This is a genomic window from Psychroserpens mesophilus (assembly GCF_050617655.1).
GTDB classification, from domain to species: Bacteria; Bacteroidota; Bacteroidia; order Flavobacteriales; family Flavobacteriaceae; genus Psychroserpens; species Psychroserpens mesophilus_A.
The window spans coordinates 83,423-95,868 of record NZ_JBODQC010000007.1; the positions used below are offsets into that span (position 1 = coordinate 83,423).

General features: G+C 34.6%; 25 protein-coding genes. All 25 read left to right on the top strand.

Annotated features, from left to right (window positions below; all coding sequences use genetic code 11):
• The first annotated feature begins 6 nt into the window (after nucleotides 1-6).
• The 25 genes from rplB to rplQ all read left to right on the top strand — a co-directional run bounded on the left by rplB (nucleotide 7) and on the right by rplQ (nucleotide 12,348).
• Nucleotides 7-834, top strand: coding sequence for a 50S ribosomal protein L2 (gene rplB, locus ACRHNM_RS12600; RefSeq protein WP_431137008.1), 828 nt, complete (start codon nucleotides 7-9; stop codon nucleotides 832-834).
• Between the two features lie 10 nt (nucleotides 835-844).
• Nucleotides 845-1,123: a 30S ribosomal protein S19 gene (gene rpsS, locus ACRHNM_RS12605; RefSeq protein ID WP_040248524.1), complete on the top strand. Its 279-nt coding sequence runs from the start codon at nucleotides 845-847 to the stop codon at nucleotides 1,121-1,123.
• A 6-nt stretch (nucleotides 1,124-1,129) separates the two neighbouring features.
• Entirely contained in the window at nucleotides 1,130-1,537 is a 408-nt protein-coding gene (gene rplV, locus ACRHNM_RS12610; protein ID WP_249994891.1) for a 50S ribosomal protein L22, read from the top strand.
• Between the two features lie 8 nt (nucleotides 1,538-1,545).
• Nucleotides 1,546-2,268, top strand: a complete 723-nt coding sequence (rpsC, locus tag ACRHNM_RS12615; protein ID WP_431137009.1) for a 30S ribosomal protein S3 — start codon at nucleotides 1,546-1,548, stop codon at nucleotides 2,266-2,268.
• Nucleotides 2,269-2,287: 19 nt separating this feature from the next.
• Nucleotides 2,288-2,707, top strand: a complete 420-nt coding sequence (gene rplP / locus ACRHNM_RS12620; protein ID WP_431137010.1) for a 50S ribosomal protein L16 — start codon at nucleotides 2,288-2,290, stop codon at nucleotides 2,705-2,707.
• An 11-nt stretch (nucleotides 2,708-2,718) separates the two neighbouring features.
• A complete protein-coding gene (gene rpmC, locus ACRHNM_RS12625; RefSeq protein ID WP_431137011.1) occupies nucleotides 2,719-2,910 on the top strand; it encodes a 50S ribosomal protein L29 in 192 nt (63 codons plus the stop codon).
• An 18-nt stretch (nucleotides 2,911-2,928) separates the two neighbouring features.
• Nucleotides 2,929-3,186: a 30S ribosomal protein S17 gene (rpsQ, locus tag ACRHNM_RS12630; RefSeq protein WP_013869035.1), complete on the top strand. Its 258-nt coding sequence runs from the start codon at nucleotides 2,929-2,931 to the stop codon at nucleotides 3,184-3,186.
• Between the two features lie 2 nt (nucleotides 3,187-3,188).
• A complete protein-coding gene (rplN, locus tag ACRHNM_RS12635; protein ID WP_040248536.1) occupies nucleotides 3,189-3,557 on the top strand; it encodes a 50S ribosomal protein L14 in 369 nt (122 codons plus the stop codon).
• Between the two features lie 11 nt (nucleotides 3,558-3,568).
• Entirely contained in the window at nucleotides 3,569-3,880 is a 312-nt protein-coding gene (gene rplX / locus ACRHNM_RS12640) for a 50S ribosomal protein L24 (RefSeq protein WP_431137012.1), read from the top strand.
• 2 nt (nucleotides 3,881-3,882) lie between these two features.
• Entirely contained in the window at nucleotides 3,883-4,434 is a 552-nt protein-coding gene (rplE, locus tag ACRHNM_RS12645; protein ID WP_431137013.1) for a 50S ribosomal protein L5, read from the top strand.
• A 3-nt stretch (nucleotides 4,435-4,437) separates the two neighbouring features.
• Complete coding sequence (rpsN, locus tag ACRHNM_RS12650; RefSeq protein WP_040248538.1) at nucleotides 4,438-4,707, top strand: 30S ribosomal protein S14; 270 nt, start codon at nucleotides 4,438-4,440, stop codon at nucleotides 4,705-4,707.
• A 92-nt stretch (nucleotides 4,708-4,799) separates the two neighbouring features.
• Nucleotides 4,800-5,198 carry a 30S ribosomal protein S8 gene (gene rpsH, locus ACRHNM_RS12655; protein WP_431137014.1) on the top strand — a complete coding sequence of 133 codons (399 nt, stop codon included), beginning with the start codon at nucleotides 4,800-4,802 and terminating at the stop codon, nucleotides 5,196-5,198.
• Between the two features lie 17 nt (nucleotides 5,199-5,215).
• Entirely contained in the window at nucleotides 5,216-5,758 is a 543-nt protein-coding gene (gene rplF / locus ACRHNM_RS12660) for a 50S ribosomal protein L6 (protein ID WP_431137015.1), read from the top strand.
• A gap of 10 nt (nucleotides 5,759-5,768) precedes the next feature.
• A complete protein-coding gene (gene rplR / locus ACRHNM_RS12665) occupies nucleotides 5,769-6,125 on the top strand; it encodes a 50S ribosomal protein L18 (RefSeq protein WP_431137016.1) in 357 nt (118 codons plus the stop codon).
• A gap of 6 nt (nucleotides 6,126-6,131) precedes the next feature.
• Nucleotides 6,132-6,656, top strand: coding sequence for a 30S ribosomal protein S5 (gene rpsE / locus ACRHNM_RS12670; RefSeq protein ID WP_040248545.1), 525 nt, complete (start codon nucleotides 6,132-6,134; stop codon nucleotides 6,654-6,656).
• Nucleotides 6,657-6,667: 11 nt separating this feature from the next.
• Complete coding sequence (gene rpmD / locus ACRHNM_RS12675; protein WP_249994878.1) at nucleotides 6,668-6,850, top strand: 50S ribosomal protein L30; 183 nt, start codon at nucleotides 6,668-6,670, stop codon at nucleotides 6,848-6,850.
• A gap of 9 nt (nucleotides 6,851-6,859) precedes the next feature.
• Nucleotides 6,860-7,312 carry a 50S ribosomal protein L15 gene (gene rplO / locus ACRHNM_RS12680; protein ID WP_431137017.1) on the top strand — a complete coding sequence of 151 codons (453 nt, stop codon included), beginning with the start codon at nucleotides 6,860-6,862 and terminating at the stop codon, nucleotides 7,310-7,312.
• Between the two features lie 13 nt (nucleotides 7,313-7,325).
• Entirely contained in the window at nucleotides 7,326-8,675 is a 1,350-nt protein-coding gene (gene secY / locus ACRHNM_RS12685; RefSeq protein ID WP_431137018.1) for a preprotein translocase subunit SecY, read from the top strand.
• Nucleotides 8,676-8,683: 8 nt separating this feature from the next.
• The gene (gene infA / locus ACRHNM_RS12690) at nucleotides 8,684-8,899 is read left to right on the top strand and encodes a translation initiation factor IF-1 (RefSeq protein ID WP_026753784.1); all 216 of its coding nucleotides are present in this window, start codon (nucleotides 8,684-8,686) and stop codon (nucleotides 8,897-8,899) included.
• A 54-nt stretch (nucleotides 8,900-8,953) separates the two neighbouring features.
• Nucleotides 8,954-9,070, top strand: coding sequence for a type B 50S ribosomal protein L36 (gene ykgO, locus ACRHNM_RS12695; protein WP_008269159.1), 117 nt, complete (start codon nucleotides 8,954-8,956; stop codon nucleotides 9,068-9,070).
• Between the two features lie 2 nt (nucleotides 9,071-9,072).
• Entirely contained in the window at nucleotides 9,073-9,447 is a 375-nt protein-coding gene (gene rpsM / locus ACRHNM_RS12700) for a 30S ribosomal protein S13 (protein ID WP_431137019.1), read from the top strand.
• A gap of 106 nt (nucleotides 9,448-9,553) precedes the next feature.
• A complete protein-coding gene (rpsK, locus tag ACRHNM_RS12705; RefSeq protein WP_120202429.1) occupies nucleotides 9,554-9,937 on the top strand; it encodes a 30S ribosomal protein S11 in 384 nt (127 codons plus the stop codon).
• A 170-nt stretch (nucleotides 9,938-10,107) separates the two neighbouring features.
• The gene (gene rpsD / locus ACRHNM_RS12710; RefSeq protein WP_431137020.1) at nucleotides 10,108-10,713 is read left to right on the top strand and encodes a 30S ribosomal protein S4; all 606 of its coding nucleotides are present in this window, start codon (nucleotides 10,108-10,110) and stop codon (nucleotides 10,711-10,713) included.
• Between the two features lie 97 nt (nucleotides 10,714-10,810).
• Entirely contained in the window at nucleotides 10,811-11,803 is a 993-nt protein-coding gene (locus ACRHNM_RS12715; protein WP_431137021.1) for a DNA-directed RNA polymerase subunit alpha, read from the top strand.
• 71 nt (nucleotides 11,804-11,874) lie between these two features.
• Nucleotides 11,875-12,348, top strand: a complete 474-nt coding sequence (gene rplQ, locus ACRHNM_RS12720; RefSeq protein WP_431137022.1) for a 50S ribosomal protein L17 — start codon at nucleotides 11,875-11,877, stop codon at nucleotides 12,346-12,348.
• Nucleotides 12,349-12,446: the final 98 nt, after the last annotated feature.

Below are 12,446 nucleotides of genomic sequence, written 5' to 3' on the forward strand. Positions count from 1 at the left end.
ACAAGAATGTCAGTAAGAAAATTAAAACCAATAACATCAGCTCAGCGTTTTAGAGTAGTAAATGGATTCGATGCCATTACTACTGATAAGCCGGAAAAGAGTTTACTCGTTCCGAATAAAAGATCTGGTGGTAGAAACAATCGAGGAAAAATGACCATGCGCCAAATTGGGGGAGGTCATAAAAGAAAGTATCGTATTATCGATTTTAAACGTAACAAAACAGGTATTCCTGGTGAGGTTATGTCTATCGAATACGATCCAAACAGAACAGCTTTTATCGCATTATTGAATTATCAAGATGGTGTGAAGCGTTACATCATTGCTCAGAACGGTTTACAAGTAGGGCAAAATGTAGTTTCTGGTAGAGAAGGAATTGCGCCAGAAATTGGTAACGCAATGCCTTTAAGTCAAATACCTTTGGGTACAATTATTTCTTGTATAGAGTTACGTCCTGGTCAAGGCGCTGTAATGGCTAGAAGTGCTGGTGCATTTGCTCAGCTTATGGCAAGAGATGGTAAATTTGCTACTGTAAAATTACCTTCAGGAGAAACAAGATTAGTACTGGCAGAATGTATGGCAACTATTGGAGTTATTTCTAACTCAGATCATCAGTTAACGGTCTCAGGTAAAGCAGGACGTACAAGATGGTTAGGTAGAAGACCAAGAGTAAGACCAGTAGTTATGAATCCAGTTGATCACCCAATGGGTGGTGGTGAAGGTAAATCTTCAGGAGGACATCCAAGATCTAGAAACGGTATTCCAGCTAAAGGATTTAGAACACGTTCTAAGACGAAGTCGAGTAATAAGTATATTGTAGAACGTAGAAAGAAATAATTGAGATAATATGGCACGTTCATTAAAAAAAGGACCTTACATCCATTATAAATTGAGTAAAAAAGTAGAAGAGAATGTAGCTTCTAACAAAAAAACAGTAATCAAAACGTGGTCTAGAGCCTCTATGATTTCTCCTGATTTTGTTGGGCAAACAATCGCTGTTCACAATGGTCGTCAATTTGTACCAGTTTATGTAACTGAAAACATGGTAGGTCACAAGTTAGGAGAATTTTCACCAACACGATCTTTTAGAGGTCACGCAGGTGCAAAAAATAAAGGAAAAAAATAGTAAGCTATGGGAAGTCGTAAAAAACAAATGGCAGACGCTATTAAGGAAGACAGAAAGAAAGTTGCTTTTGCAAAGTTGAATAACTGTCCTACCTCGCCAAGAAAAATGCGTTTAGTGGCAGATTTGGTAAGAGGAAAAGAAGCTGAAAAAGCACTTCAAATCTTAAGATTTAGTTCTAAAGAAGCATCACGTCGTTTAGAAAAATTGTTATTGTCAGCTATTGCTAACTGGCAAGCTAAAAACGAAGATGCAAGTATTGAAGATGCAGATTTATTTGTGCAGGAAATTAGAGTAGATGGAGGATCTATGTTAAAAAGATTACGTCCAGCACCTCAAGGTCGTGCTCACAGAATTAGAAAAAGATCGAATCACGTAACAGTCGTGATTGGAGCAAAAAATAACACACAAGCTTAAATAGAGATATGGGACAAAAGACAAATCCAATCGGAAATCGTTTAGGAATTATCAGAGGATGGGAATCTAACTGGTATGGAGGAAATGACTATGGCGATAAATTAGCTGAAGACGATAAGATTAGAAAATACGTTCACGCTCGTTTATCAAAAGCAAGTGTGTCACGAGTAATTATTGAGCGTACGCTTAAACTTGTAACCGTTACTATCACTACTGCAAGACCTGGTATTATTATCGGAAAAGGCGGACAAGAGGTAGACAAGTTAAAAGAAGAACTTAAGAAAATTACTGGTAAAGAAGTTCAGTTAAATATCTTTGAAATTAAAAGACCTGAACTCGATGCGTTTTTAGTAGGATCAAGTGTTGCACGTCAAATTGAGAATCGTATCTCTTACAGACGAGCAATCAAAATGGCAATTGCTGCTGCTATGCGTATGAATGCTGAAGGAATTAAAATTCAAATTAGTGGTCGTTTAAATGGTGCTGAAATGGCACGAAGCGAACACTACAAAGAAGGACGTATTCCTTTATCAACCTTTAGAGCCGATATTGACTATGCTTTAGTTGAAGCACATACTACTTACGGTAGATTAGGTGTAAAAGTGTGGATCATGAAAGGTGAAGTATATGGTAAAAGAGAACTTTCTCCATTAGTTGGCTTGTCTAAGAAACAAGGTGGCAAGTCTGGAGGACGTGGTGGGAATAATAACAAGTCTCGTCGCAGAAAGTAATTTTTAAAGACAAAGAACAATGTTACAACCGAAAAGAACAAAATTTCGTAAAGTCCAGAAAGGACGTATGAAAGGAAATACCGGAAGAGGACACCAGCTTTCTTATGGTATGTTTGGTATAAAATCTCTAGACTCAAACTTTTTAACGTCACGACAAATCGAGGCAGCTCGTATTGCAGCAACACGTTATATGAAAAGAGAAGGTCAATTATGGATTAAAATATTTCCAGACAAACCAATTACTAAAAAACCTTTAGAGGTTCGTATGGGTAAAGGAAAAGGTGCTGTTGAATACTGGGTAGCCGTAGTTAAACCAGGAAGAATCCTTTTTGAAGTTGGTGGTGTGCCAATTGAAGTAGCTAAAGAAGCATTACGTCTGGCAGCTCAAAAGCTACCAGTAAAAACTAAGTTTTTAATAGCTCGAGATTACGAAGCTTAATACAACAAATTATGAAGCAAGCAGAAATTACACAGTTATCAGTAACTGAGTTACAAGAGAAACTTAGCGAGACTAAACAGAGTTATGCAGATCTAAAAATGGCTCATGCAATCTCTCCATTAGAGAATCCAATTCAGTTACGTAACGTTAGACGTTCAGTAGCAAGAATTGCAACAGAATTAACTAAAAGAGAAATACAATAATTGTATTCTGGCTGAAAGATGGAAAAAAGAAACTTAAGAAAAGAACGTATAGGAGTTGTTACTAGTAACAAAATGATGAAATCAATCGTTGTTGCTGAAGTAAAAAAAGTAAAACATCCTATGTATGGAAAATTCGTTTTGAAAACAAAGAAATATGTTGCTCACGACGAAACAAACGACTGTAACATTGGAGATACAGTAAAGATCATGGAAACACGACCTTTAAGTAAATCTAAATGTTGGAGATTAGTAGAAATAATAGAAAGAGCTAAATAATTATGGTACAACAAGAATCTAGATTAAAAGTAGCTGATAACACAGGAGCAAAAGAAGTATTAACAATACGTGTTCTTGGTGGTACAAAAAGAAGATATGCTTCTATTGGTGATAAAATCGTAGTATCCGTTAAAGATGCAACACCTAATGGAAACATTAAAAAAGGAGCAGTTTCAACAGCAGTTGTGGTTCGTACTAAAAAAGAAGTAAGACGTCCAGATGGCTCTTACATTCGTTTTGATGATAATGCTTGTGTGCTTTTAAATCCAACAGGAGAAATGAGAGGAACACGTGTATTTGGACCAGTAGCTAGAGAACTTCGTGACAAACAGTTCATGAAAATTGTATCATTGGCACCAGAAGTGCTTTAATGACTAAAAAAATGACAAAGCTTAAAATTAAATCAGGAGATACAGTTCAAGTAATTGCTGGAGACCATAAAGGAACAGAAGGTAAAGTACTTAAAGTATTTAAAGATAAGAACAAAGCCATTGTAGAGGGTGTAAACATGGTTAAGAAACATACAAAACCTAGTGCACAAAACCCTCAAGGTGGAATTGTAGAAAAAGAAGCACCAATGCATTTATCTAACTTATCGTTGCTAACTTCTAAAGGTGAAGCAACTAGAGTTGGTTTTAAAATGGAAGGTGATAAGAAAGTTAGATTTTCTAAAAAATCAAATGAAGTAATATAATTATGGCTTATATTCCAAGATTAAAACAAGAGTACAAGGACAAAGTAGTTTCTGCTCTTACAGAAGAATTCGGATATAAAAATGTAATGCAAGTTCCTAAACTTACAAAGATAGTAATATCTAAAGGTGTTGGAGCAGCAGTTGCAGACAAGAAATTAATTGATCATGCTGTTGATGAATTAACTAAAATTTCTGGTCAGAAAGCTGTAGCAACATTATCTAAAAAGGATGTTGCCTCATTTAAATTACGTAAAGGAATGCCAATTGGTACTCGTGTAACGTTAAGAGGTGAGCAAATGTATGAGTTTTTAGACCGTCTAGTGACTTCAGCATTACCACGAGTAAGAGATTTTAACGGAATTAAAGCTACAGGTTTTGATGGACGTGGAAACTATAACTTAGGTATTGTTGAACAAATTATCTTTCCAGAAATCGATATTGATAAAATCAATAAAATATCTGGTATGGATATTACATTTGTAACAACAGCTGATACAGATAAAGAAGCAAAATCGTTATTAACTGAATTGGGATTACCTTTTCAAAAGAACTAAGATATGGCTAAAGAATCAATGAAAGCCCGTGAGGTCAAAAGAGCAAAAACAGTAGCTAAATATGCTGAAAAACGTAAAGCTTTAAAAGAAGCTGGAGACTACGAAGCATTACAAAAGTTACCAAAAAATGCTTCTCCTGTTCGTCAACATAACCGTTGTAAATTAACAGGAAGACCTAAAGGGTATATGAGAACTTTCGGTATTTCACGTGTGACATTCCGTGAAATGGCTAACCAAGGTTTGATTCCAGGTGTTAAAAAAGCATCTTGGTAAACTAAATCGCCTCATCGCGATTACAATAAGAATTATAAATTGGTTTTAGGTTCGGTAAAATTATCGAAAACCACTACCGCAAATTAATATAAATGAATACAGATCCAATTGCTGATTTCTTAACAAGAATCAGAAATGCAGTGAAAGCTAACCACAGAGTGGTTGAAATTCCTGCTTCAAACCTAAAGAAAGAAATGACTAAAATATTATTCGATCAAGGATATATTTTAAGTTATAAATTCGACGATTCTACTGTCCAAGGCACCATAAAAATTGCTTTGAAGTATAACAAGGAGACTAAAGAATCGGTTATCAAAAAAATACAAAGAATCAGTACACCAGGTTTACGTAAGTATGCTGGCGCTAATGAAATGCCAAGAATCCTTAACGGATTAGGTATCGCGATTGTTTCTACATCTAAAGGTGTAATTACAGGAAAGCAAGCGCACAAAGAAAACGTTGGTGGTGAATTATTGTGTTACGTTTACTAATTTAAAGCAGAAAGAACATGTCAAGAATAGGAAATAATCCAGTAGCAATTCCAGAAGGAGTTACAGTTGATGTTAAAGAAGGCTTAGTTACTGTAAAAGGTAAATTAGGAGAATTAACACAAAACTTTGATGCTGTCGAAATTAAAGTTGAAGACGGAAACGTACTTGTAACGAGATCATCAGATAGTAAAGAACAAAAATCTAAACACGGTTTATATAGGTCTTTAATGAACAACATGATAAATGGTGTTTCTAAGGGATGGACTAAAGAATTAGAACTTGTTGGTGTAGGTTACAGAGCTTCAAACCAAGGTCAGAAATTAGATTTGGCTTTAGGTTTCTCTCACAATATCATTTTAGATATTGCACCAGAAGTTAAAATTGAAACCATTTCAGAAAAAGGTAAAAACCCAATAGTAAAATTAACATCTCACGATAAACAATTAGTTGGACAAGTAGCTGCTAAAATTCGCGGCTTTAGAAAACCAGAACCTTACAAAGGAAAAGGTATTAAGTTTGTTGGTGAAGAATTAAGAAGAAAAGCAGGTAAATCAGCTTAAAAAATTAGTTATGGCATTAACAAAGAACGAAAGAAGACTAAGAATAAAAAGCAGAATCCGTAAGGTTGTTTCTGGTACAGAAGCAAGACCACGTTTAGCTGTTTACAGAAGTAATAAAGAAATTTATGCTCAAATTGTTGACGATGTTACAGGTAAAACTTTAGCTGCAGCATCATCAAGAGATAAAGATGTTGCTTCTGCAAAAGGAACTAAATCAGAAAAAGCTACCTTAGTTGGTAAAGCTGTAGCTGAAAGAGCAATTAAAGCAGGTATCAATACTATTTCTTTTGATAGAGGTGGATACCAATATCACGGAAGAGTAAAATCATTAGCTGAAGGCGCAAGAGAAGGCGGACTTAAATTTTAAGACACTATGTATCAAAAATATAAAAACGCAGAATTAGTAAAACCAAGTGGAATTGATCTTAAAGATCGTTTAGTTGGTGTTCAAAGAGTTACCAAAGTAACAAAAGGTGGTAGAGCTTTTGGTTTTTCAGCGATCGTAGTGGTTGGTGATGAAGCTGGAGTTGTTGGTCACGGTTTAGGAAAATCTAAAGATGTGGCTACTGCAATTGCTAAAGCAGTTGAAGATGCTAAGAAGAACTTAGTGAGAATTCCTATTATTAAAGGAACTTTACCTCATGAACAAAAAGGTAAATTTGGTGGAGCACGAGTAAATATCATTCCTGCTGCTCCTGGTACAGGTGTAATTGCTGGTGGTGCTGTAAGAACAGTATTAGAAGCCGTTGGTGTTCACGATGTATTATCTAAATCTCAAGGATCTTCAAATCCTCACAATGTGGTAAAAGCTACTTTTGATGCATTGTTGCAATTAAGAGATGCAAATACAATTGCAAAGGATAGAGGGATTTCTCTTGAAAAAGTATTTAACGGTTAATCATTAGGACAATGGGAAAGATTAAAGTAACAAAGGTGAAAAGTGCTATCAATCGTACTCAAAACCAAAAAAGAATATTAGAAGCTCTTGGACTAAAAAGAATTGGTCAAACAATTGAGCATGATGCTTCACCAAGTGTTCTTGGTATGGTAAATAAAGTTTCACATTTAGTTTCTGTTGAAGAAACAAAATAATAATATAGAATGGACTTAAGTAATTTAAAACCAGCAGAAGGTTCTGTAAAGAATCAAGGTAAAAGAATAGGTCGAGGACAAGGTTCTGGAAAAGGTGGTACTGCAACTCGTGGTCACAAAGGAGCTAAATCTCGTTCAGGTTATTCTAAAAAATTAGGTTTTGAAGGTGGTCAAATGCCGCTTCAAAGACGTGTGCCAAAATTTGGATTTACAAACATTAACAGAGTAGAATACCAAGGTGTTAATCTTGATACTTTACAACAATTAGTTGATGACAAGAAAATAAAAGATGCAGTTGATTTTGAAACGTTAATAGATTTACGTTTAGCAGGAAAGAATGATTTAGTAAAAATTCTTGGTCGCGGTGAATTAAAATCAAAATTAAAAGTATCTGCTCATAAATTTACTGCTTCAGCAAAAGCTGCAATTGAAGCTGCAGGAGGAGAAGCTGTAACTTTATAAGACAACTTAGAGTATGAAATTAATAGAAACATTAAAGAATGTTTGGAAAATAACCGAACTAAAAGACAGAATCATTCTAACGCTTGGTTTGCTTTTAGTGTACCGTTTTGGTGCTCAGGTTGTGCTTCCAGGTATTGATGCAAGTCAACTAAGCAATTTACAAGCAGGTGCAGGAGAAGGTATCCTTGGTTTATTAAACATGTTTACTGGTGGTGCTTTTGCTAACGCTTCTGTTTTTGCTTTAGGTATTATGCCTTATATTTCTGCCTCTATTGTAGTACAATTGATGGGAATTGCAATTCCTTATCTTCAAAAACTACAAAAAGAAGGTGCAAGTGGTCAAAAGAAAATTACTCAGATTACTCGTTGGTTAACCATCGTAATCTGCTTATTTCAAGCACCAGGCTATTTGGCTAGCTTACCAACAGCATTTGGTATTCCTCAATCAGCATTCTTATTAGGAACTGGACCTACATTTTATATCTCTTCAGTAATTATTTTAGTGACTGGATGTGTATTCGCAATGTGGTTAGGTGAGAAGATTACTGACAAAGGAATTGGTAATGGTATTTCATTATTAATTATGGTTGGTATTATAGCAACTTTACCTGCTTCATTCATTCAAAATGCCGCATCGCGTTTAAGTGGAGGTGGTAATGGAGGATTAATGATGATCTTAATAGAACTAGTTATATGGTTTGTGATTATTATGGCATCTGTAATGTTAGTTATGGCTGTTCGTAAGATTGCAGTACAATATGCAAGAAGAACTGCTTCTGGTGGATACGAAAAAAATGTATTTGGTTCTAGACAGTTTCTACCATTAAAGTTAAATGCATCAGGTGTAATGCCAATTATCTTTGCTCAAGCTATTATGTTTGTACCTAGTTTAATTGGTAAATCAATTGATGGCAGTGATGCTGGACAATGGATGATTGCACAATTCTCTGATATTTTCGGATTATGGTATAATATCGTATTTGCACTATTGATTATCATATTCACGTATTTTTATACTGCTATTACTGTTCCAACAAACAAAATGGCAGATGATTTAAAACGTAGTGGTGGTTTTATTCCTGGTATTAGACCTGGGACAGAAACTTCAGAATATTTAGATAAAATCATGTCTCAAATTACCTTACCAGGTTCTATATTCTTAGCATTAATAGCTGTGTTCCCAGCAATTATTGTAAAGCTTATGGATGTTCAGGCAGGATGGGCTTTATTCTTTGGTGGTACATCACTATTAATTATGGTTGGAGTTGCAATAGATACAATGCAACAAGTGAATTCATACTTGTTGAACAAACATTATGATGGCTTGATGAAAACAGGTAAAAATAGAAAAGCAGTAGCTTAATTTAAACTATGGCAAAACAAGCAGCAATAGAACAAGACGGATCAATCATTGAAGCATTGTCAAATGCAATGTTTCGTGTTGAACTTGAAAATGGTCACATCGTGACTGCACATATCTCTGGTAAAATGCGTATGCATTATATTAAATTATTACCAGGAGATAAAGTAAAATTAGAAATGAGTCCTTACGATTTAACTAAGGCTCGTATAACTTATAGATACTAATTCGATGAAACCGTAAGGTTCCATCTTACAATAGTAAATAATAACTAAGACAAGATGAAAGTAAGAGCATCAGTTAAAAAAAGAAGCGCAGACTGTAAATTAGTGCGCAGAAAAGGTAGACTTTACGTCATTAACAAAAAGAATCCTAGATTCAAACAAAGACAAGGGTAATTATGGCAAGAATTGCAGGTGTAGACATACCAAAACAAAAAAGAGGAGTGATCTCTTTAACTTATATCTACGGAGTAGGTAGAAGTAGAGCACAAGAAATTTTAGCTACAGCTAAAGTAGACGAAAGCATCAAAGTAGAAGACTGGACAGATGATCAAATTGGAGCAATCCGTGACGCTGTAGGATCTTATACTATTGAAGGTGAATTACGTTCTGAAACACAAATTAACATCAAACGTTTGATGGATATTGGTTGTTACAGAGGTATTCGTCATAGAGCAGGTTTACCTTTAAGAGGTCAACGTACTAAAAACAACTCTAGAACAAGAAAGGGTAGAAGAAAAACTGTTGCTAATAAGAAAAAAGCAACTAAATAATAATTAGACATTAGTCACTAGTTTTAAATGTTAGAGGAATCTGTTTGAAATAGCAATGTTTAGGATTCTAAAAACTTGAAGAACTAACAACTAGAAACTGAATAATATGGCAAAGTCAAGTACAAAAAAACGTAAAGTAATAGTGGATGCTGTTGGTGAAGCTCACGTAGCTGCATCTTTTAACAATATCATTATCTCTTTAACAAACAAAAAAGGTGACGTAATCTCTTGGTCATCTGCAGGAAAAATGGGATTCAGAGGTTCTAAAAAGAACACACCTTATGCTGCTCAATTAGCTGCGGAAGATGCTGCTGGAGTTGCTAAGGAAGCTGGACTTAAAAAAGTAAAAGTGTACGTTAAAGGTCCTGGTAACGGTAGAGAATCTGCTATCAGATCAATCCATAACGCTGGAATTGAAGTAACAGAAATTATTGATGTTACGCCATTACCACACAATGGATGTCGTCCTCCTAAACGTAGAAGAGTTTAAATTATATATGTATTGAAATTAATATCAACTCTTTTGCAGTTGATATTAATTTTTTATACGTAAATTTGCAAACTGAAAAATAATAAACAAGTATCAACGAGAGATCAACGTTTATCGAAGGATAAGATTAAGACCTTAATTCATAAACACTCTCATAACAAATTTTAAAAATGGCAAGATATACTGGTCCTAAAACTAAAATAGCCCGAAAATTCGGTGAAGCTATTTTTGGAGATGATAAAGCTTTTGAAAAAAGAAATTATCCTCCTGGTCAACACGGAAACGCTAGACGTCGTGGAAAAAAATCTGAATATGCAATCCAGCTAATGGAAAAGCAAAAAGCGAAATATACCTATGGTATATTAGAAAAGCAATTCAGAAACATGTTTAAAAAAGCAACTGCTGCACAAGGTATTACTGGTGAAGTATTACTACAATTGTGTGAGTCTCGTTTAGACAACGTGGCTTTCAGAATGGGATTATCTCCTTCTCGTAGTGGTGCCAGACAATTAGTATCTCACAGACACATTACTGTAAATGGTGACATCGTAAACATTCCTTCTTACCAGTTAAAAGCAGGAGATGTTGTAGCTGTTAGAGAAAAATCTAAATCTTTAGAAGCTATTCAAAATTCATTAGCTAACTCTAGCAATGTATACGAGTGGATCACTTGGAATAACGACACAAAACAAGGAACGTATGTTTCTGTTCCAGAACGTATTCAAATTCCGGAAAATATCAATGAGCAATTCATTGTCGAATTATACTCTAAATAATAAATTAATCATATTGGTATTTAGCCAAAGGATTTACTAGTCTTCTTCAAACTTCTAAATCGCGCAACTAAATAACAATCAAAACGAAGAAAAAACTATGGCAATATTAAATTTTCAGAAACCAGATAAAGTAATCATGATCGATTCTACTGAGTTCGAAGGTAAATTCGAATTCAGACCTTTAGAACCAGGATACGGATTGACAGTAGGTAATGCTCTAAGAAGAGTATTATTATCGTCTTTAGAAGGTTTCGCAATAACATCAGTAAGAATAGAAGGCGTAGATCACGAATTCTCTACAATTGCAGGTGTTGTTGAAGATGTAACTGAAATGATTTTGAACTTAAAGCAAGTTAACTTTAAGCGTCAGATTGATGAAGTAGATAACGAATCTGTTTCTATTTCAATTTCTGGTCAGGATCAAATTACGGCTGGAGATTTTCAAAAGTTTATCTCAGGATTTCAAGTGTTAAATAAAGACTTAGTCATTTGTAACTTAGACCCTAAGGTAAGCATCAACATGGAAATCACTATCGAAAAAGGTAGAGGTTATGTTCCTGCTGAAGAAAATAAAAAAGCGTCTGCACCAATCGGAACCATCTTTACAGATTCAATTTATACGCCAATAAAAAACGTAAAGTACAGTATTGAAAACTTCCGTGTTGAGCAAAAAACCGATTATGAAAAATTAGTTTTTGAAATCATCACTGATGGATCAATTCATCCAAAAGATGCTTTAACTGAAGCCGCTAAAATATTAATTCACCACTTCATGTTATTCTCTGATGAGCGTATCACTCTTGAAGCTGATGAAATTGCACAAACTGAAACTTATGATGAAGAATCACTTCACATGAGACAACTGTTGAAAACTAAATTAGTTGATATGGATCTTTCTGTACGTGCATTAAACTGTTTGAAAGCTGCAGAAGTTGACACTCTAGGTGACTTAGTATCTTTTAATAAAAATGACTTAATGAAGTTCCGTAACTTTGGTAAGAAATCTTTAACTGAGCTAGAAGAATTAGTAAACGTTAAAGGGCTTAACTTCGGAATGGATTTAGCAAAATACAAATTAGATAAAGATTAAATTTAAATTATAATAATCATATTTTGCTCCTCAGAAATTGAGTTTGGAAGCAAGATGATAAATAGAAAGTCATGAGACACGGAAAGAAATTTAACCATTTAGGAAGACAAACTGCTCATAGAAAAGCAATGTTAGCTAATATGGCATGTTCGTTAATCGAACACAAAAGAATCAACACAACGGTTGCTAAAGCAAAAGCTTTGAAACAATTTGTTGAGCCAATGATTACTAAGTCTAAATCAGATACAACTCATAACAGACGAATTGTTATGTCTAAGCTAAGACAAAAAGAAGCTGTTGCTGAATTATTCAGAGATGTTGCTCCTAAGATTGCTGATCGTCCAGGTGGTTATACAAGAATCATCAAATTAGGAAACAGACTTGGTGATAACGCTGATATGGCAATGATTGAGTTAGTAGACTACAACGAAATTTATAACGCTGGCAAGAAAGAAAAGAAAACAACCAGAAGAAGTAGAAGAGGAGGTTCAAAACCAGCAGCTGCACCAGTTGCTCCAACAGCAACTAACGAAGAAGAAGAATAGAATGCTAACAATTAAGCGAGTTGAATGTAATATCAATACTGATAAAAAAATGAAACCCGCTTTGATATTGTTTAAATCTCGATTATCGAGTGTTAATA

Bases quoted from the DNA above. Each gene is read 5' to 3' on its own strand.
- rplB (WP_431137008.1), top strand. From the start codon at position 7: ATGTCAGTAAGAAAATTAAAACCAATAACATCAGCTCAGCGTTTTAGA.
- rpsS (WP_040248524.1), top strand. From the start codon at position 845: ATGGCACGTTCATTAAAAAAAGGACCTTACATCCATTATAAATTGAGT.
- rplV (WP_249994891.1), top strand. From the start codon at position 1,130: ATGGGAAGTCGTAAAAAACAAATGGCAGACGCTATTAAGGAAGACAGA.
- rpsC (WP_431137009.1), top strand. From the start codon at position 1,546: ATGGGACAAAAGACAAATCCAATCGGAAATCGTTTAGGAATTATCAGA.
- rplP (WP_431137010.1), top strand. From the start codon at position 2,288: ATGTTACAACCGAAAAGAACAAAATTTCGTAAAGTCCAGAAAGGACGT.
- rpmC (WP_431137011.1), top strand. From the start codon at position 2,719: ATGAAGCAAGCAGAAATTACACAGTTATCAGTAACTGAGTTACAAGAG.
- rpsQ (WP_013869035.1), top strand. From the start codon at position 2,929: ATGGAAAAAAGAAACTTAAGAAAAGAACGTATAGGAGTTGTTACTAGT.
- rplN (WP_040248536.1), top strand. From the start codon at position 3,189: ATGGTACAACAAGAATCTAGATTAAAAGTAGCTGATAACACAGGAGCA.
- rplX (WP_431137012.1), top strand. From the start codon at position 3,569: ATGACAAAGCTTAAAATTAAATCAGGAGATACAGTTCAAGTAATTGCT.
- rplE (WP_431137013.1), top strand. From the start codon at position 3,883: ATGGCTTATATTCCAAGATTAAAACAAGAGTACAAGGACAAAGTAGTT.
- rpsN (WP_040248538.1), top strand. From the start codon at position 4,438: ATGGCTAAAGAATCAATGAAAGCCCGTGAGGTCAAAAGAGCAAAAACA.
- rpsH (WP_431137014.1), top strand. From the start codon at position 4,800: ATGAATACAGATCCAATTGCTGATTTCTTAACAAGAATCAGAAATGCA.
- rplF (WP_431137015.1), top strand. From the start codon at position 5,216: ATGTCAAGAATAGGAAATAATCCAGTAGCAATTCCAGAAGGAGTTACA.
- rplR (WP_431137016.1), top strand. From the start codon at position 5,769: ATGGCATTAACAAAGAACGAAAGAAGACTAAGAATAAAAAGCAGAATC.
- rpsE (WP_040248545.1), top strand. From the start codon at position 6,132: ATGTATCAAAAATATAAAAACGCAGAATTAGTAAAACCAAGTGGAATT.
- rpmD (WP_249994878.1), top strand. From the start codon at position 6,668: ATGGGAAAGATTAAAGTAACAAAGGTGAAAAGTGCTATCAATCGTACT.
- rplO (WP_431137017.1), top strand. From the start codon at position 6,860: ATGGACTTAAGTAATTTAAAACCAGCAGAAGGTTCTGTAAAGAATCAA.
- secY (WP_431137018.1), top strand. From the start codon at position 7,326: ATGAAATTAATAGAAACATTAAAGAATGTTTGGAAAATAACCGAACTA.
- infA (WP_026753784.1), top strand. From the start codon at position 8,684: ATGGCAAAACAAGCAGCAATAGAACAAGACGGATCAATCATTGAAGCA.
- ykgO (WP_008269159.1), top strand. From the start codon at position 8,954: ATGAAAGTAAGAGCATCAGTTAAAAAAAGAAGCGCAGACTGTAAATTA.
- rpsM (WP_431137019.1), top strand. From the start codon at position 9,073: ATGGCAAGAATTGCAGGTGTAGACATACCAAAACAAAAAAGAGGAGTG.
- rpsK (WP_120202429.1), top strand. From the start codon at position 9,554: ATGGCAAAGTCAAGTACAAAAAAACGTAAAGTAATAGTGGATGCTGTT.
- rpsD (WP_431137020.1), top strand. From the start codon at position 10,108: ATGGCAAGATATACTGGTCCTAAAACTAAAATAGCCCGAAAATTCGGT.
- ACRHNM_RS12715 (WP_431137021.1), top strand. From the start codon at position 10,811: ATGGCAATATTAAATTTTCAGAAACCAGATAAAGTAATCATGATCGAT.
- rplQ (WP_431137022.1), top strand. From the start codon at position 11,875: ATGAGACACGGAAAGAAATTTAACCATTTAGGAAGACAAACTGCTCAT.